Below are 19,145 nucleotides of genomic sequence, written 5' to 3' on the forward strand. Positions count from 1 at the left end.
ATGACACAAGCTCAAGCAAAATACTTAAAAGATTATCAAGCGCCACTTTTTACGATAGAGACTATCGATTTAGCATTTAATTTGGCTGGCAATGAAACCCAAGTGCAGGCGATCAGTCGTATAAAACGCACTTCAAAACATGCACAAGCCTTAGTGTTGGATGGCGAAGATTTGACCGTTGTTTCGCTGACTGTTAATGGTGATGCTGTGCCTTACCATGTTAGTGCAGGTCAATTAGTTCTAGAAACTGAGCTTGATGAGTTTGAGCTGAACATTATCACTAAGCTCGATCCTGAAGCTAATTCGAGCCTTGAAGGGCTCTATATGTCCGATGGTGCCTACTGCACGCAATGCGAGGCAGAGGGCTTTCGACGTATCACTTATTTCCTTGATCGCCCTGATGTATTAGCTAAATACACAGTTCGTATCGAAGCCGATAGCGCCGCATTCCCGTTTTTACTGAGTAACGGTAATTTGATTGATCAAGGTGAGTTAGATGGCGGACGCCATTATGTTTGCTGGCAAGATCCATTTCCAAAACCAGCGTATTTATTTGCCTTAGTCGCAGGCGATTTTGATCTATTGCAAGATGAGTTCATTACTCGCAGTCGTCGTAAAGTGATCCTGCAAGTGTTCGTTGATAAAGGTAATTTACATAAAGCACACCATGCGATGGCATCACTTAAGAAATCCATGGCATGGGATGAGAGCCGTTTTGATCTTGAGTATGATTTAGATATTTACATGATAGTGGCCGTCGACTTTTTCAATATGGGTGCGATGGAAAACAAAGGCTTAAATATCTTTAACACTAAATATGTGCTTGCAGATACCTTAACGGCCACCGACGAGGATTATCACGGCATTGAATCGGTTGTAGGCCATGAGTATTTCCATAATTGGACAGGAAACCGCGTAACGTGCCGCGATTGGTTCCAGTTAAGTTTGAAAGAAGGCTTAACGGTTTTTCGCGATCAAGAATTTAGCTCAGATTTAGGCTCTCGTGCTGTGAATCGAATTCACGCAATTAAAGTGATAAAGAATCAGCAATTTGCAGAAGATTCTGGCCCTATGTCCCATCCTATTCGTCCAGAATCTGTCATTGAGATGAATAATTTCTACACTGTGACTGTGTATAACAAGGGCGCTGAAGTCATCCGCATGATGCACACTTTGCTCGGCGAAGAAAAGTTTCAGGCGGGAATGAAATTGTATTTTAAACGCCACGACGGCCAAGCTGTCACCTGTGATGATTTTGTGGCGGCAATGGAAGATGCCAGCGGAGTGGATTTAACCCAGTTCCGTTTATGGTATAGCCAAGCTGGTACGCCGATTGTGACTGCGATGGACAGCTTTGATGCGCAAACGGGCGTTTATCAATTGACCCTTAAACAAAGTCTAGCGAACTGTGCATCACCGCTGCATATTCCGTTTAGCTTAGAGCTCTTAGATGCGAAGGGCCATTCTTTAGTGAATGAAATCCTCAATTTTACTCAAACTGAACAAGTGTTTAGCTTTGATGGACTCACTCATAAACCTGTCGCTTCGTTACTGCAAAACTTTTCCGCGCCCGTCAAATTACAATATCGATTCAATGTGGATCAACTCGTTCACTTGATGCGTTTTGCTAGCAGCGAAGTGGCGCGTTGGGAAGCTTCTGTGACCTTAGTGAGCCAAGCTATTTGGCAAAATGTGGCGAGTTTACAACAGCAACAAGCTATGGCTCTCGATCCCCGTGTGCGCGATAGTTTTAAAGGTGTGTTGTTAGACACTGAGCTTGATCCGGCATTGATCGCCGAAATATTAGCGATACCTACGGCTTCGGCTTTGATTGAGCAAACAGAGAGTGTCGATCTAGATGCGTTAGCTTTAGCACGTGAATTTGTATTAATAGAGCTCGCTTCACATAGTGAAGATGAATTGATTGCGCTATATCGTTCTTTAGTCGCAGTAGAGAGTACGCAGGCAAGAGCCCTTAAAAATCAGTGTTTAACTTGGTTAGCTCGGGTGTCGGATGAGGCCGAGGGGTTAGTGATTTCTCAGTTCGATAACGCCAGTAATATGACGGATTCTCTTGGTGCGTTGACGGCAGCCAATGTTGGGAATTTACCTTGTCGTGATGAACTGATGACGACATTTGAGCTACGTTGGCAGGATACGCCATTAGTGATGGATAAATGGTTTATGTTGCAAGCGACCCGTGATGCAGATGATGTGATTGAGTGTTTGCGTCAGTTGCAGCAACACAAGTGCTTTAGTATGAGCAATCCAAACCGAGTGCGTGCTTTAGTGGGCAGTTTTGCTGCCGGTAATATTTATCAATTCCACCGTAGAGACGGTAAGGGTTATGCTTTCTTAACCGAATGCTTAATGACCCTTAATAAGCTCAATCCGCAGGTTGCGGCCCGTATGGTGACGCCATTGATCCAGTATCATAAATTCGACTTAGGCCGCCAAACCTTGATAAAAGCCTGTTTAGGGCAACTTTTGGCTTTGCCTGACTTATCTAAGGATATGTACGAAAAAGTCTCTAAAGCATTGGCAAAATAGCAGTTTGTAGGAGGAGGGCAGCAGTCTGTGCTGCCCTGATATTATGGAACTGTATTTCAAACTATCGATCAGCTATCGAGATTTCTTACCTTATTATCAAGGGCTTGCCGATAAAGTCGAGGTTCGTGAAACTCAAGGGCGGATTTTGTGGATTAATGGCCGTCATTTTAGGCGTTTTTTAACCGAAAATGGCATTCAAGGCTATTTCAAATTGGTTTTAGATGACAAGGGACAATTTGTTTCATTAAATCGAGTTTAGTCTTAATTTGTTTATCTTTACTTAGAGCAATTACTTTAAACGGTCGGCTGATTACTAAGCTCGCTTTGTGATATTTTATTTTTAAATATGTTAATGAATTATATGATTTTTTAATGTGTTTTTATGTTTCATTCCTATTCCGCTTTTCGCTAATTTAAATCTCTCCTTTTTAGTTAACGGTACAAATGTACCTACATGCTTAATTCTTTAGAAAATTTTCTCTAACTGCGCCTTGCTCAAGGGGATTAATTGCTGTAACAATGATGTTACCTGTGAGCTAACAAGATGTTGGTTGTAATTCCTAAAACAAAGAATCCAGCAGGGTACGGAGAGCTAAAATGAAAATTGTTAAAAATAGTTTTAACAAATCGGCGCTTGCTTTGGGGGTGGCGTCGGCATTGAGTTTGTTAATGATCCCAAGCGTTAATGCAGTATCTTTTAATTGGGGAGAGGTTGAGGGCACATTTGACTCAACTTGGACTGCTGGTGCGAGCTGGCGTGTAGGGGAGCGCGATTGGGAAGGTCAAATTGGTAAGGTTAATCAACCCCAATTCGATTGGTCTAATTACAGCGCATTTGGCAATACTAAATATACTTCTGCTGAGATTTGGGCCCAGCCCGGATCGTATTCCAGTAACAATGACTTAAGTAATTTACTTTATTCTCAAGGCGATACCACATCCGAAATCGTTAAAGGTTTGCATGAATTGTCATTGAAATACAAAAACTACGGTTTATTCGCTCGTGGTATGTATTTCTATGATCGCAAACTCAATGACGGTAATTATGATTTTAATGATCCGATAACGGGCAAAGAGTTTGACCCTTGCGAAGATAACCGTGCTTCAGAAGTTCAATGTAAAGATATTCGCTTACTCGATGCGTTTGTGTATGGCAACTTTGATCTTAACGATGGCGCTAATCCATTATCTATTCGTGTAGGTAATCAAGTGGTGTCATGGGGTGAAAGTACACTGATTGCCCATGGGATCAGTGAAATCAACGCCGTTGACTTGAACATACTTAATGCGCCAGGTGCTGAACTCAAAGAAGCGTTCAGACCTCAAGGTATGGTGTGGGCTTCCCTTGGTTTGACGGATTCATTAACGGTAGAAGCATTCTATCAATATGATTGGCAACCTATTTGGGTACCAACGCCGGGTTCTATTTTTGCGACTAACGATTTTGCGGGTTTCGGTGGTTACGCTCAAAACGCTCAGCTTGGGTTTAATGCTAACCCTGACATCAATTTAGACTTTGTGATGCAAGAATACGAGCGTTTAGCGGGCATGATTGCCAGCGGCCAATCTATTCCGACACAGCAATTGGTTTCTATGGCCTTAGCCTACCCAACAAAAGTGACGCTAGTGCAGGATGAGGCAGAGCCAAGCAATGATGGCCAATATGGTATTAAGCTGGGCTATTACGCGCCTTCACTGGGTGAAACCGAATTTGGTTTTTATTTCATGAATTACCATAGCCGTCGTCCTCTTATCAGTGGTACTGCCGCCGATTTTAGCACGGGTGCACTTTTGTCTGATCTGGCGACCATAGGTCAAAACTCGGGTAACATTGATCGTGAATTGCTGCTCAATTTGAAGAGTTTCTCTAAGGCGCAAATCGTTTATCCAGAAGATATCAAGCTTTATGGTTTCAGTTTCAATACCTTGGTTGGTGATACCTCTGTCGCGGCTGAAATTGCCCATCGTCAGGATGAACCACTGCAAATCGATGACGTAGAATTATTGTTTGCCGGTATGCCACAGCAGTTAGCTAACGCTGGTCTTCGTCCAGATCTCGATGGTATTTCACAGATTAAAGATGTTAAGCCGGGTGAAACCGTGGATGGCTTTATCCGTCTTGATACCACTCAGGCGCAGATGACTTTCACCCATTTATTTGGTCCAACGTTAGGTTTAGATAACTTGACTATGTTGGCCGAAGTGGGTGGCGTGTGGATCCATGATATGCCAGGTTTTGATGAGCTACGTCTCAATGGTCCTGGTACGTCACGTTCTGGCGGCAACCCAGATATGCTCGGCATCATTCAAGCCTTGCACAACGGTCCTGAAACTAACCCGTTCCCAACCGACTTTGCTTGGGGATACCGTTTAGTTGGAAAGGCGGATTTCAACAACATATTTGCTGGGGTCAATATGTCTCCACGGGTGATTTTCTCCCATGACGTTGATGGTATTACACCTGATCCTATGTTCCTGTTCACGGAAGGACGTAAGTCTGTCGCGCTAGGCGTTAACTTCGACTATCAAAACCGTTGGGGTGCAGATATCTCCTATAACAATTTCTTTGGCGGTGTCGGTACGACGAATGCGATGGCAGATCGTGATTATGTTTCATTCAATATCAAGTATTCGATCTAAAAGGACTCAAACAATGAAGAAACTGACGATATTGGCGAGTGCAGTCATGCTGGCGTTCGCAGCGCCAGTCGCTATGGCTAAGATATCAGAAGCTGATGCGGCAAAACTTGGCAATGAACTTACCCCTTTAGGTGCTGAAAAAGCAGGTAATGCTGATGGTTCTATTCCTGCGTGGGATGGTGGTATCACTCAGCCTGTGGCGGGTTATACCAAAGGGATGCATCACCCAGATCCTTTCCCTGAGGATAAGATTGAATTTACTATTACCAATGCTAACAAAGCGCAATATAAAGATTTTTTAACGCCGGGTCAGATGAAGTTGTTCGAACTTTATCCTGATACCTACAAGATGAATGTGTATAAGACTCGCCGTAGCGCCTCTGTACCACAGTTCGTTTACGATGCGACTAAAGTTAACGCGACTCGTGCTGAACTGATTGCACAGGGCAATGGTATTTCTGGCGCGGCTATTGGTATTCCATTCCCGATCCCTGCAAATGGTTTAGAAGCAATTTGGAACCACATTTTGCGTTTTCGTGGTATCGATATCGAAACTTCCCGTAGCCAAGCTGCACCGACAGCCGATGGTAGCTATAGCTTAGTCGAAACGGCTGAGGAAATTCGCTTCGAATATTCTCGTCCAGAAATTACCTTAGATCAGCTTAAAGCCAGCAATACGCTGTTCTACTTTAAGCAAGTGGTGACTCAGCCTGCACGTTTAGCAGGTACAGCCTTATTGGTTAAAGAAACCATGGATCAAGAGGCGCTTCCCCGCCAAGCTTGGACCTATAACACAGGTCAACGTCGAGTACGTAAAGCGCCGAACGTGGCTTTTGATACACCGGGTACAGTGTCAGATGGTCTGCGTACGACAGATGATTTCGATATGTTTAACGGCTCTCCAGTGCGTTACAACTGGGAACTGGTAGGCAAAAAAGAAATTTATATCCCGTACAACGATTACAAACTGCATTCGGATAAGCTGAAATATGACCAAATATTGAAACCTGGTCATGTGAATCCTGAATACGTTCGTTGGGAAAAACACCGCGTATGGCAAGTGAGGGCGACGCTGAAAGATGGTATGCGCCACATTTATAAAGTGCGCGATATGTACCTTGATGAAGATTCATGGCAAGTGTCAATCGCCGATCTCTACGACAACCGTGATCAGTTGTATCGTGTGGCCGTTGCGCATGGCTTGAATTACTACGAAGTACCTGCACAGTGGGATACTTTAGAAGTCTTCCATGATTTGCAATCCCGTCGTTATCTCGCCATGGGCTTAGACAACCAAAGTGGCATGTATAACTTCGATGCCAAACTGACTGAAGCTAACTTTACCCCCGATGCATTGCGTCGTGAAGGTATCCGTTAATAGGCCACGTACAAAGGGGCGCTTAGCGCCCCTCATTAGTTTAAGGAAGTTTGTATGTCGTTTCGCATCCTTCAGTGTGTCGCTGTATTAAGTTTCGGTGGCGCTTTTTTTCCTTCTACGTTATCTGCAACGCCCTCTGATCCGATTTTTTCTCAAGTTCAACCTCTTGCTGTTTCATCTTTGATTTTAGATATTGCCAACGTAGGCGCAGGTTTAGTGGCTGTGGGTGAACGTGGTCATGCTCTGGTGTATGACGGCAGTTGGCATCAAGTGGCAACGCCCGTGAGTTCACAGCTGACCAAAGTCTTTTTCCTCAATGAAAAACGCGGTTGGGCTGTAGGTCATGATGCAACCATTTTACAGACTCAGGATGGCGGTCAAACTTGGCAGCAGCAGATGCATTCGCCCGAGATTGAAAAGCCATTCCTCGATGTGGTGTTTTTAGACGAAAACAATGGTATTGCCATTGGTGCTTACGGTTTGTTTTATCGTACCAATGATGGCGGTGCCCAGTGGCGCGAGGAGTTCCATGAGGAGCTTTTAGCTGAAGAAGATGTGGCTTATTTGGCGGAGTTAAAAGGCAGCGATCAATCGGCCTATTTGAGTGCGCGCGCTTCATTATTGCCGCACTTTAATCGTATTTTAACCTTAACCGATGGACGTTTATTATTGGTTGGCGAGCTGGGCTTAGTCGCTGTTTCTGGCGATCAAGGTAAAACATTTACGCGTACCAATTTTGATTACGATGGTTCTATGTTTAACGCCGTAGAAACGAAAAATGCTGTGTATGTGATGGGCCTTCGCGGTCATATATTCAAAGCTGATGTGAGTTTAAGCCAATGGAATCAAATTGAACTGCCGGTGCAATCCTCAATCAACGGTGCCATGGTTGTTTCTGACGACGCGCTATATTTAGTGGGAAATGCGGGGATAGTGATCAAGCTAAATGAGGATGACACTAGCAGTATCGTGACTCGTCGCCAAGGAGAAAACTTAGTGTCTATTGCGAAGGATAATCAAGGGAATATGTGGTTATCCGGCAGCCAAGGGCTGTTTATTCTTAAGCCATAAAATTTTAAAACTACAATAAATAACAGGGCCGAGAAGATGTTAGAAAAACTGGTCAACGGATTTGAGTCATTTTTGTTTCGCAATCGCGCATGGGTCGTCGGCATTTTTGTGTTTTTGACGTTGTTTTTTGGCTATCAGGCCAGTCAACTCAAAATGGATGCGGCTTTTATCAAAAATATTCCACTGCAGCACAGTTATATGCAGACCTACCTGAAACACCAAAAAGATTTTGGTGGTGCCAACAGCATCATGGTGGCGGTTGAGGATACCAGCGGTAATATTTTTAATGCTAACTATTTTGATACCTTAAAAAACGTGCATGATCAGCTGTTTTTTATTCCAGGGGTTGACCGTGCGCAGGTGAAATCAATTTTTTCGCCTTCCACTCGTTTTACTGAAGTTGTTGAGGATGGTTTTGCTGGCGGGCCTGTTATTCCAGCGGATTTTTCAACTTCAGTGTCTGGGTTAGAAACGGTTCGCGATAATATTGAAAAAGCAGGGATTGTCGGCCGATTAATTGCTAACGATTACAGTGCGGCTATGGTGTCGGCTCAATTAATGGATTTTGATCCACAGACGGGTAAACCGCTTGATACCATTGCTTTTGCTGCACAATTAGAAAAAGAGCTTAGGGGCAAGTTCGAAACCGATAAGGTTAAAATTCACATCATAGGTTTCGCCAAAATGGCCGGGGATGTGGCTGATGGCGCTAAGGGCGTGTTGCTGTTCTTCGTGATCGCGATTTTGGTCACTGCCATCATGGTTTACCTCTTTTCTAAATCCATCACCTTGACCATGCTGCCACTGGTCTGCAGTTTAACGGCTGTGGTCTGGCAGCTTGGTTTATTGACTGTGATAGGTTTCGGTCTCGATCCTATGTCGATTCTGGTACCGTTTTTAGTCTTCGCCATCGGTGTGAGCCACGGGGTGCAGATCATCAACGCTGTACGGCGTCGAGTGCTCGACGGGCAAACGACAAAAGCGGCTTCGGCGTCGGCATTTCGTAGTTTATTAGTGCCGGGTGGTGTGGCATTACTGTCCGATACTGTTGGTTTTATTACCCTGTTATTTATCGATATTGGGATTATTCGCGAGCTGGCGATTTCTGCCTCGCTCGGTGTGGGCGTGATCATTTTCACTAACCTTATCCTATTGCCTTTGGTGATTTCTTTTACTGAAATCAAAGTCAATAAACATGCAGAACCAACGGCTGAAGAAGTGCGAACTGAGGCTATTTGGCGCTTCATGGCGCGTTTTGCAACGCCTAAATATGCTGTGGTAGTCATTATTGCCACTGTGGTGTTGTATTTTGTGGGTCTGCAACAAGCCAATCAGATGAAGATTGGTGATCTACAGGGCGGCGCGCCTGCGTTACATCAAGATTCGCGTTATAACCTCGATACCTTCTTCATCACAGATCATTTCTCTATCACCACAGATGTGATGACTGTGATTGTTGAGGCAGCACCTGAAGCCTGTACTTACCACGATGTGCTCACTCAAATTGATCAGTTTGAGTGGTTAGTACGCAATACCCCAGGGGTGGAGTCGACTGTGAGTCTGGCGTCTGTCGCTAAAAAAGTGAATGCAGGCTTCAACGAAGGTAATCCAAGATGGGAAGTGTTGCCGCGTACAACGGCGAGCTTAGTACAGGCTATTGGCCAAATTCCCACGACTTCAGGTTTATTAAATGGCGATTGTTCTGTCATGCCTGTGTATCTGTTTATGAAAGATCACAAGGCCGAAACCATAGAAACTGTGGTCGCTAAGGTCAAAGCCGTCGCCGCGAAAATGGACAACGAGAAGTTGCAGTTTAAACTGGCGTCGGGTCCTGTGGGGGTAATGGCAGCGACTAACGAAGCGGTGGCCGAGGCGCAGTTACCTATGATGATATACGTTTATGGTGCCGTGTTTGTACTCTGCTTAATCAGTTTTAAATCTTTTAAAGCCACTGTGGCGGTCATTATTCCTTTATATGTCGTGTCGACACTGGCACAAGCTTTGATGACTCAGCTCGATATTGGCTTAGCTGTCAGTACCTTACCTGTCATCGCGCTGGGGGTTGGTATTGGTGTGGACTATGGTATTTATATCCTCTCGACTATGTCGTCTAAGCTATCAAATGGTATGCCAGTACAGCAGGCTTACTATGAGGCGTTGGTCGAACGGGGTAGTGCGGTGATCTTTACGGGTCTGACATTAGCGATTGGTGTCAGTACTTGGTTCTTCTCGGCGCTTAAATTCCAAATGGACATGGGAATATTGTTAACATTCATGTTTGTGGTAAATATGCTCGGTGCCATAATTATCCTACCTGCATTGGCCGCCATTTTCTGGCGCCAGCCTAAGTAGAGTCTACAAATGGGGAGCTAAGCTCCCCATTTACTTTTGAATACTTAGTCTGCTTTATCGATTGTTTGGTCATTTGTCATTCCTTGTTTACGCCAATACTGGATTTCAAGAGGATGTACCACTAAAATTTTCCTCGAAATACAGCGGTTTTAGTAATAAACTTCGCGCGACGATCTAGATCACATTAATTTATCTGCGATTGTTAAGCCGAAGCATCCAAATAATGAAAAAAGCGCTGCCATAGACGCTTAAGGAAACAGCAACATGGCCTTGAAAGATGCAATGCCTTCAGTACTACTTGAAAATGTAGTCAGTTTAATTCACGCTAAAGTCCCTAATTCACAAGCCAAGCAAGTTGAACAGTTCGCCACCTGCCTTTATGCCCACATGTCGAAAGACGATCTCAATGCGCGTAATGACAGTGATTTATACGGTGCGGTTCTCAGTTTATGGAACGCCCTGAACAAAACACCAAAAGGTAACACTCATCTGAGAGTGTTCAATCCTAGCCAAGCCAAACACGGCTGGCAATCTACTCACTCGATCATTGAAGTTATCCAACCTGACATGCCATTCTTGGTCGATTCAGTTGGTATGGCATTGAATCGTATGGGTATTACTGCTCACATGATGTTGCACACTCCACTGGCGATTGAGCGTTCAGAAAGTGGTGTGACGAATGTCACTTATCTTAATAAGAGCCCTGAAAGCACTGAGCATGTCGCCGTATTTTTGATTGAAATTGACCGTCAAAGCAGCACGGTCGATATCAAAGCATTAGAGCGCGAAATTCAGTCTGTGCTTGCCGATGTTGCTTCATCAGTTAACGACTGGGAAGTCATGTCTGCCAAGTTGGCTGAGATGATCAAGGAATTGCCAAAACGTCCGTTCCCGGGCGATAAGCAAGAGTTAGAGGAAGCGATTAACTTCCTGACTTACTTGAATAATCATCACTTTACGCTATTAGGTTACCGTCAATACGATTTGAAACGTGTCGAAGGTGACGTTGAGTTAGTGCCTAATATCGCCTCTAGTTTAGGTTTGATGAACAAGCACACCAAAGCGCAACCTGAGCAAGGTTTGTTGTTATCTAGCTTCTCCGATAGTGCCCGCAAAGAAGCCTTAGATCACAGCTTACTGATCCTCACTAAGAGCAGTGCTAAGAGCCGTGTACATCGTCCAGCTTATGTCGATTATATCGGTATTAAGCGTTTCGATAAGAAAGGCAATGTGATTGGCGAAGATAGATTTATCGGTTTATATGCGTCAAACCTATATAACCGCAGCCCACGTGAAATCCCACTGCTGAATGAAAAAGTGCAGCGTGTGTTAGATCGTTCAGGCTTGACCCCACGTTCACACGACTATAAAGCCCTGCTAAACATCCTTGAGAATTTACCTCGTGACGAGCTAATTCAAGCCAATGTTGATGATTTATCGCACATGGCCCATGGCGTGTTAGAAATGCAAGACAGAGACAAGCTGAAACTCTTTGTACGCAAAGATGGCTTTGGCCGTTTCTTATCCTGTTTAGTGTACGTTTCTAAGGATCGTTACAACACTAAACTCCGCCAAGATACTCAACGTATTCTGGCCCAGCACTTTAACAGCAAAGAAGATGTAGAGTTTACGACTTATTTTTCCGAGTCGACGCTAGCCCGCACTCACTACATAGTCAAAGTTGATAACAATAATATGGATGTAGATGTGGCTGCCATAGAGAACAACTTAATAGAAGCGGCACGTTCGTGGGAAGATAAGTTAAGCACTGCGCTTAACAGTGCACTCGGCGAAGAAGCTGGCACTCATCTGACTAAGCGTTATTTCAATGCGTTCGAGCAAAGCTATAAAGAAGACGTATTGCCAAGTTCTGCCGTCGTCGACATGCAACAGCTCGAAGCACTGGATGATGAACACAAGCTCGGCATGTTGTTCTATCAACCGCAGGAAGCGGCGCTGAACGACAACAAAGTGCGTTTAAAGCTATTCCATAAAGATGAGCCTATTCATCTATCTGACGTGTTGCCAATGCTCGAAAACTTTGGTCTGCGCGTGATCAACGAGCGTCCATATGAAGTCACGACTTCAGACGGTTCTACCTTCTGGATCTTAGACTTCTTGATGACAGTTAAAGTCGTCAACACAGATAACATCGCTGATAGTCAAGATAGATTCCAAACTGCACTGTCACAAGTGTGGCAAAAGAAGTTAGAAGATGACGGCTTCAACCGCATTATTCTGGCATCTGGTTTAACCGGCCGTGAAGTCTCGGTATTGCGTGCGTATGCGAAATACATGCGTCAAATCGATGCGACTTTCAGTCAGTCATATATTGAAGAAACCTTCGGTCGTTACCCACAAATCGCTGATTTGTTGGTGAAGATGTTCATCCGTAAATTTAACCCTAAACTGAAAACCCGTACTCTGGGTAAGTTTTTGGAGCAGATCAATTTACGTTTAGACGAAGTGTCTAGCTTGGATGATGACCGTATTATTCGTCGTTATTTAGACTTGATTAACGCCACTCTGCGTACCAACTTCTACCAACTGGATGCCAAAGGCGAATCTAAGAGTTATATCTCGTTTAAATTCATGCCTTCACTGATCCCTGAAATGCCACGTCCACTGCCGAAATTCGAAATCTTCGTTTATTCGCCACGGGTTGAAGGTGTGCATTTACGTTACGGTAAAGTGGCTCGTGGTGGTCTGCGTTGGTCAGATCGTCGTGAAGACTTCCGTACCGAAGTATTGGGTTTGGTAAAAGCACAGCAAGTGAAAAACACTGTGATTGTGCCTGTGGGTGCTAAAGGTGGCTTTGTTTGTAAACAATTGCCAACTGAAGGCGGCCGTGAAGCTTTCTTCACCGAAGGTCAAGAATGTTACCGCATCTTTATCCGTGCCTTGCTCGATATTACCGATAACATTTTGAACGGTGAAATCGTCCATCCATTGGATGTGGTTCGTCACGATGAAGATGACCCCTATTTAGTGGTAGCAGCCGATAAAGGCACAGCGACATTCTCTGATATCGCGAACTCGATTTCCCTCGAATACCGCTTCTGGCTCGGTGATGCATTCGCATCGGGTGGCAGTAACGGTTATGACCATAAGAAAATGGGTATCACGGCCAAAGGCGGCTGGGAATCGGTTAAGCGTCATTTCCGCGAAGTCGGTATTGATTGTCAAACCACAGACTTTACCTGTTTAGGTATAGGTGATATGGCGGGCGACGTATTCGGTAACGGTATGTTGTTGTCTAAGCACACTAAACTGGTTGCAGCCTTTAACCACATGCATATCTTTATCGATCCAAATCCGGATACGGCATTAAGTTATGATGAACGAGCGCGTTTATTCGCTCTGCCACGTTCAAGCTGGGAAGATTACAACAGCAAGTTGATTTCTAAAGGTGGCGGTATTTTCCTCCGTTCATCTAAATCCATTCCGTTATCGGCAGAAATTAAGCAAATGTTGGCCACAGAGAAAACCTCTATGACCCCAACTGAGCTGATGAAAGAACTGCTGAAAATGCCAGTGGATTTGATCTGGAACGGCGGTATCGGTACGTATGTGAAATCTTCACGTGAAACCCACGCTGAAGTCGGCGATCGTGCCAACGATGCTCTACGTGTCAACGGTGGCGAACTGCGCGCTAAGATAGTCGGCGAGGGTGGTAACTTAGGTTGTACTCAGTTAGGTCGTATTGAATATGCGTCTAATGGCGGTCGCATCAACACTGACTTCGTGGATAACGTTGGTGGTGTGGACTGTTCCGACAACGAAGTGAACATCAAGATTTTGCTGAACGCTATGGTGACTGAAGGTGAACTGACGCTTAAGCAGCGTAACCGTTTACTGGAAGAAATGACTGAAGAAGTCGGCCAAATCGTACTACAAGACTGTAAAGATCAAACTCGTACTATCTCTGTGACTCAAGTGCGCGGTGCTGAGCAGTTAAAAGAGCAGATCCGCTTTATCCAGTACCTGGAAAAAGAAGGCAAGTTAGACAGAGCGTTAGAGTTCTTACCGTCTGACGATGAGCTAGCTGAACGTTTAGCCAGTGGTCGTGCATTAACGCGCCCAGAGCTATCAGTATTGGTTGCTTATGCGAAAATGGTGCTGAAAGAGCAATTAGTGACGCCAGAAATCACTGAAGATACGCTGTTAAGCCAACTGCTTATCGCGTATTTCCCGAAAAAACTTCAGGAAAAATACAGCGACAAAATGGCAACCCATCCACTGCGTGGCGAAATCATTGCGACCTCACTCGCCAATGAACTCGTCAACGACATGGGCTTGAATTTTGTTCAACGTATGCAAGATGAGACTGGTGCCTCAGTTGCCGACGCGGCAATTTGTTACACTATGGCTCGCGAAGTATTTGGTTTAGCTGAATTAACTAAATCGATCACTGACTTAAACGGCATAGTTCCGGCTGTGGTTCAAGGTGAAATGCTGCATCAGTTACGCCGCAATATGCGTCGTGCTAGCCGCTGGTTCCTACGTCACCGTAACCGCTCTTGGAGCATCGAACAAACCGTTGCCTTCTTCAAACCGGTATTTGAACAAATTAAAGATAATGTTCATTTATATCTGGTCGAAGAAGAAGCGAAGGGTATCCAATCTGAGATCAATGCTTTGGTCAAAGAAAACGTACCACAAGCTGTTGCAACGATTGTGGCTAACATGAGCACCTTGTTCTCTGCCTTAGACATTGCCCAAATTGCGCAAACAGAAGATAAGACAGTGGCATTAGTGGCTGAAACTTACTTCAAACTCGGCGCCCGCGTTGAGCTGCACTGGTTCTTAGAACAGATCAGCGCTCAACCTGTAGCGAACCATTGGCAAGCACTGGCTCGTGCCGCCTTTAGGGAAGAGTTAGATTGGCAACAACGTGCATTGAGTTCAGTGGTCTTAAGAACCTGCAGTGCAACCTGTGATGCCGAAAGTGTGATTTCTCAGTGGATTGAGATAAATCAAGGCTTATTGGAAAGATGGTTCCATATGCTAGCTGACTTTAAAACGTCGCAAATCCATGAGTTTGCTAAGTTCTCTGTCGCCCTACGTGAACTTAACCTTCTGATCCTTCATTGCGAAGGCCAAAAGTAAACTTATTATAACAATCAGAAGCCCTGGCGATCGCCGGGGCTTTTTTTAGGTCGAGGAAAGTACATGTTTTATAAAATCGCACAGAAAGTCATGTTTCAGATGGATCCTGAGCGAGCTCACCATCTTGCTATAGGCAGTTTAAAAATGACCGCCAATAGCCCGTTAACGTGTCTATATGGACAAACGATTGCCCCCGCTCCTGTCAGCTTTATGGGGTTGACCTTTCCTAACCCAGTGGGACTCGCTGCCGGTATGGACAAGGACGGCGAATCGATTGATGCCTTTCATGCGATGGGATTTGGTCATATTGAAGTGGGTACAGTTACCCCAAGACCACAGCCTGGTAACGATTTACCCCGTCTATTTAGATTAAAGCCTGCCAAAGGCATCATTAATCGCATGGGGTTTAATAATAAGGGTGTCGATAATCTGGTCAAAAATTTGATCGCTAAAAAGACCGATATTATGGTTGGCGTCAATATTGGCAAAAATAAAGACACGCCAGTAGAACAAGGTAAAGACGATTATTTGATCTGCATGGATAAAGTTTATCTCCATGCGGCTTATATTGCGGTGAATATTTCATCACCCAATACCCCAGGATTACGATCGCTACAATATGGCGATCTATTAGATGAATTATTGAGCGCAATTAAAACCAAGCAACTTGAGCTGGCCGAAAAGCATAAAAAATACGTGCCCATCGCGCTTAAAATTGCTCCAGATTTAACCATAGAAGAAATTGAAAATATCGCGCAAGCTTTGATTAAAAACAAATTTGATGGCGCAATTGCGACCAATACCACTTTAACGCGTGATGGTGTTAGCGGTCTTGCCAACGCCAATGAAAGCGGCGGCTTAAGCGGCAAACCCTTAACTGAGCTGTCTACTAAAGTGATTAAGCAATTGGCGATTTGTTTGAAAGGGCAGATCCCGATCATAGGTGTGGGCGGTATTAATAGCGCTGAAGATGCCTTAGCCAAATTTGATGCGGGCGCGACTATGGTTCAGATTTATTCAGGTTTTATTTATCAAGGTCCGAAGTTAATTAAAGAAATAGTGAATGCATACCGCTTGAAATAATGATCTTAGGATTAATATAACGATCTAAAATAAGATCTTATTCTTTAACAGCGATCTAAAACGATCCTTAGATCGCTGTTAAGATCTTACAATAGATCGACTAAGTAACTGTTAAATAATTTGTATTTTATTATTTTTATTTTGATATTGGATAAAATATCTACTATTATGTCCCAGTGTTCAAATATTGGGTCACCGTTATGTTATTAATGCCGCAAAAAGATTGGCAATGGAAATATAACGATTCGTATGGTGTATTAGGCGTATCGTTAGGTTCCGAGATAGAATTTCTGACGTCTTATAAAGCAAAATTACTCATTCCAGATGCCTTATCAAGCATGGAATTTAATATTGCGCACGCCAAATTCTATATGAACTTACTCGATAGATTGCCTAAAACCCTGTCTTTGTCCGATGCCGCTATTGTTCAAATTGCGCTCAATGCCACCGCAGCCCATTTTATGCTGACACCGCAAATGCCTAAATCATGGTTTTTTGATACCAGTGATGTCTGTGTTTATAGCGATGTAGGTAAAGTCTTTGAGCTAAAATGCCAAAAGCAAAGAGTACTCGCCCTCGTGGTTGAAAATACCCTACAGTCGGCGCTAGTGATGTTATTGTCACCTGAATGTGTTTTGTCGGGTGCGAAAACTATGGTGCAGTTTGAAACCATCAAAGTGATGCATAATCGCTTACACCCCCTACGTGCGCAGCGCCACGTGGTTGCGGCATAGCGTAGTTGTAGATCAATAGCCATTATTGGTTTTTGATATCTATTATTAGCCGATAATTCGCTTAAATCTCCATAGCATTAGTGCGCTATCCGTACTCTTTTCTGCTAAGAAAGTTTTTTTCTAAAAGTTAGTCGCGTGGATCTTCAACACCTTCCTATCTAATGCTACCCAATGATAATTCGTGAGTCTTATTACTCTAAACTCAGCTCTGCTTTTTCTATCAAACAGAAGGAGAGTGACTAGGCAAAGGCTAAAAAGAACACAGATCGCAATATTCCGCCATGGGTTGCCAGCATCATAAAGTGAACTGATTCCTTACTGATAATAAGCTCACTTGATCCACATAGATCGGTTTGCCATGGCATTTACTCGGCGACTCGCAGCGAGTCCATCCGTGGATGCTCGACCGCCCCGTCCATGGGGCGGACGGTCGTCTCGCCAATCACCATGGCGCACCTTTTAGCATTTGCGTAGTCTGGGGGTTCAAATGGCGAGAGCTTGCATTTGATGATGGTTTTAAATTTTAGTTTTTTCAATGGAAAATATCGAGCAAGAATATCGCTTTGTTGTTCATGGCAAAGTTAATGTATTAATAATACTATTTTTGGGGTATCCGTTAATTTACATACCGTGCCAACCAGTTTCTCGTATATAAAGTCTCTTTTTTTACATAATAAAGTGATTGAAAAATCATCAGAATGGATGCTAAGTTTCTGGCCTATTCAAATTATTTATTCGGAATGTTCGAAACCTAACTATTTCTTGCTAGGTTTTTACGAGGAGTCTGGGTAATAAACTGTTATCTGTTTGGTGGAAAGATGGAATATAACGAAGTCAAAAGTAGCGAAATTCCGATAGACTTATTGCTCGAAGCAGACCCTTCAGAAGTTAACATTGCAACGTATTTATCTGATTCTTGGTGTTTTACTGCATCAGATAAAGGCCAAATACTTGGTGTTTGTGCCGTTAAATCTCAGAATTCGACTCTTGCTGAAATCTACAATGTTTCTGTGTACCCAGAGCATCAAGGCTGTGGTATAGGCTCTGAATTATTGAAATTTACTCTAGCAAATTTACCGATGAAAGGTATAAAAAGAGTTGAGCTTGGTACAGGTACATTTGGCTATCAACTGACATATTATCAACGTTTCGGCTTTCGCGTAGAGTCAGTGGTAAAGGACTATTTTCTACTCAACTATCCTGAACCTATTTTTGAAAATAGCATCCAGCATAAAGACATGTTAAGGCTTTACGTACTGATTTAGTTACTTAGATTACATGCGCTTCAAGAGGGACTGTCAACGTGTGGCGTTTTCAGTTCAAATTGGATGTTGAGAATTTAATAAGGCACCCATTGTTAAATTTGGTTACCCAGTATAGGTCGATGAGATTAGGCACAGTCATGGAAGTGACCGTCCGTGACAGGGATGTCACGGACGAGCATACACGGATGTACTTGCTGCGAGTCACTGGAATGACAGTGCTTAACCAAACTCCATCAAACAATCTAAAATCTAGATCCTCGTTCAAAGGTATTGGCCAGCAAATCATTCCCTTTATCGACCACCAATGAAAACGCCTGCGATTGCAGGCGTTTTTGTTTATTTCTATTCGCTTTGCTTTTACGCGCTAGAGCCTTAGAAAGCGGACTACTTTTTAATCCATTTGCCTTTGGCATCTTGCACATAGTTGCCTTTATCTGTGGCGGCTATGGCTTTTTCGCCTGCGAGTTTAGCAACATCGGCTGGGGATAGTTTGTTCTTCTTGGCGATGGTTTCGTAGTGGGCGCGACGTTTGTTATTTACGTCGTCCATCACGGCTTTGGCTTCGGGATTGGCTTGCACTAATCCTAAGTAGCCGTTGGCTTGTTCGCCTAAATAGCCCTGTGATTTAGCTTCTTGAAGTGACATAGCAAAGGCGCTTAGGCTTAAGAAGCTGAGGGTTAATAGCAATAATAACTTTGTTTTTAGTCGGATTGATTTCATGGTGATTCCTCAATTCTTATTTAATTAGAACAGCTTATCGTCTGACAGGAGTTGGTCTAATTCCTTATCTACTTTGATCCGTATCTCATGTTCAATTTTCACATTGAGATTGATAACGATAGGTTTATCTGGCGGTTCTATTTTGACTGTGGGCGTACAGCCCTGCAATGAGGCTAGGGCTACCAATGCGATAAGCGCGCTTCGGGTACCTATGCTAATTTGCTGTAATTGAATTATCTTCAC

Annotated in this window: 13 protein-coding genes; 11 read left to right on the forward strand and 2 right to left on the reverse strand. The window is 43.8% G+C overall.

Features of this window, described 5'->3' with window-relative positions; genetic code table 11:
• From pepN to ACHA99_RS00450, 11 genes are all read left to right on the forward strand, one after another.
• The gene (gene pepN / locus ACHA99_RS00400) at positions 1 to 2,550 is read left to right on the forward strand and encodes an aminopeptidase N (RefSeq protein ID WP_393940279.1); all 2,550 of its coding nucleotides are present in this window, start codon (positions 1 to 3) and stop codon (positions 2,548 to 2,550) included.
• A gap of 43 nt (positions 2,551 to 2,593) precedes the next feature.
• The gene (locus ACHA99_RS00405; RefSeq protein WP_028759764.1) at positions 2,594 to 2,809 is read left to right on the forward strand and encodes a DUF2835 domain-containing protein; all 216 of its coding nucleotides are present in this window, start codon (positions 2,594 to 2,596) and stop codon (positions 2,807 to 2,809) included.
• Between the two features lie 338 nt (positions 2,810 to 3,147).
• Positions 3,148 to 5,190, forward strand: coding sequence for a DUF1302 domain-containing protein (locus ACHA99_RS00410; protein ID WP_263172000.1), 2,043 nt, complete (start codon positions 3,148 to 3,150; stop codon positions 5,188 to 5,190).
• Positions 5,191 to 5,203: 13 nt separating this feature from the next.
• Positions 5,204 to 6,568: a DUF1329 domain-containing protein gene (locus ACHA99_RS00415; protein ID WP_105252650.1), complete on the forward strand. Its 1,365-nt coding sequence runs from the start codon at positions 5,204 to 5,206 to the stop codon at positions 6,566 to 6,568.
• A 54-nt stretch (positions 6,569 to 6,622) separates the two neighbouring features.
• Positions 6,623 to 7,639 carry a YCF48-related protein gene (locus tag ACHA99_RS00420; RefSeq protein WP_263172001.1) on the forward strand — a complete coding sequence of 339 codons (1,017 nt, stop codon included), beginning with the start codon at positions 6,623 to 6,625 and terminating at the stop codon, positions 7,637 to 7,639.
• Positions 7,640 to 7,675: 36 nt separating this feature from the next.
• Entirely contained in the window at positions 7,676 to 9,991 is a 2,316-nt protein-coding gene (locus tag ACHA99_RS00425; protein ID WP_393940282.1) for an RND family transporter, read from the forward strand.
• Between the two features lie 264 nt (positions 9,992 to 10,255).
• Positions 10,256 to 15,100: an NAD-glutamate dehydrogenase gene (locus tag ACHA99_RS00430; protein ID WP_393940284.1), complete on the forward strand. Its 4,845-nt coding sequence runs from the start codon at positions 10,256 to 10,258 to the stop codon at positions 15,098 to 15,100.
• 63 nt (positions 15,101 to 15,163) lie between these two features.
• Positions 15,164 to 16,183: a quinone-dependent dihydroorotate dehydrogenase gene (gene pyrD, locus ACHA99_RS00435; protein ID WP_263207796.1), complete on the forward strand. Its 1,020-nt coding sequence runs from the start codon at positions 15,164 to 15,166 to the stop codon at positions 16,181 to 16,183.
• A gap of 200 nt (positions 16,184 to 16,383) precedes the next feature.
• Positions 16,384 to 16,917 carry a cell division protein ZapC gene (locus tag ACHA99_RS00440; RefSeq protein WP_105252649.1) on the forward strand — a complete coding sequence of 178 codons (534 nt, stop codon included), beginning with the start codon at positions 16,384 to 16,386 and terminating at the stop codon, positions 16,915 to 16,917.
• 818 nt (positions 16,918 to 17,735) lie between these two features.
• Positions 17,736 to 18,182 carry a GNAT family N-acetyltransferase gene (locus ACHA99_RS00445; protein WP_263199596.1) on the forward strand — a complete coding sequence of 149 codons (447 nt, stop codon included), beginning with the start codon at positions 17,736 to 17,738 and terminating at the stop codon, positions 18,180 to 18,182.
• A 137-nt stretch (positions 18,183 to 18,319) separates the two neighbouring features.
• A complete protein-coding gene (locus tag ACHA99_RS00450) occupies positions 18,320 to 18,490 on the forward strand; it encodes a hypothetical protein (protein WP_263199595.1) in 171 nt (56 codons plus the stop codon).
• Positions 18,491 to 18,566: 76 nt separating this feature from the next.
• Here the strand turns inward: ACHA99_RS00450 and ACHA99_RS00455 are convergent, their stop codons facing one another.
• Both ACHA99_RS00455 and ACHA99_RS00460 read right to left on the reverse strand, forming a co-directional pair.
• Entirely contained in the window at positions 18,567 to 18,902 is a 336-nt protein-coding gene (locus ACHA99_RS00455; protein ID WP_106650697.1) for a YdbL family protein, read from the reverse strand.
• A 24-nt stretch (positions 18,903 to 18,926) separates the two neighbouring features.
• Positions 18,927 to 19,145, reverse strand: a complete 219-nt coding sequence (locus ACHA99_RS00460) for a YnbE family lipoprotein (protein WP_028759774.1) — start codon at positions 19,143 to 19,145, stop codon at positions 18,927 to 18,929.

This window comes from Shewanella sp. S23-S33 (assembly GCF_043359565.1).
GTDB lineage: Bacteria > Pseudomonadota > Gammaproteobacteria > Enterobacterales > Shewanellaceae > Shewanella > Shewanella oncorhynchi.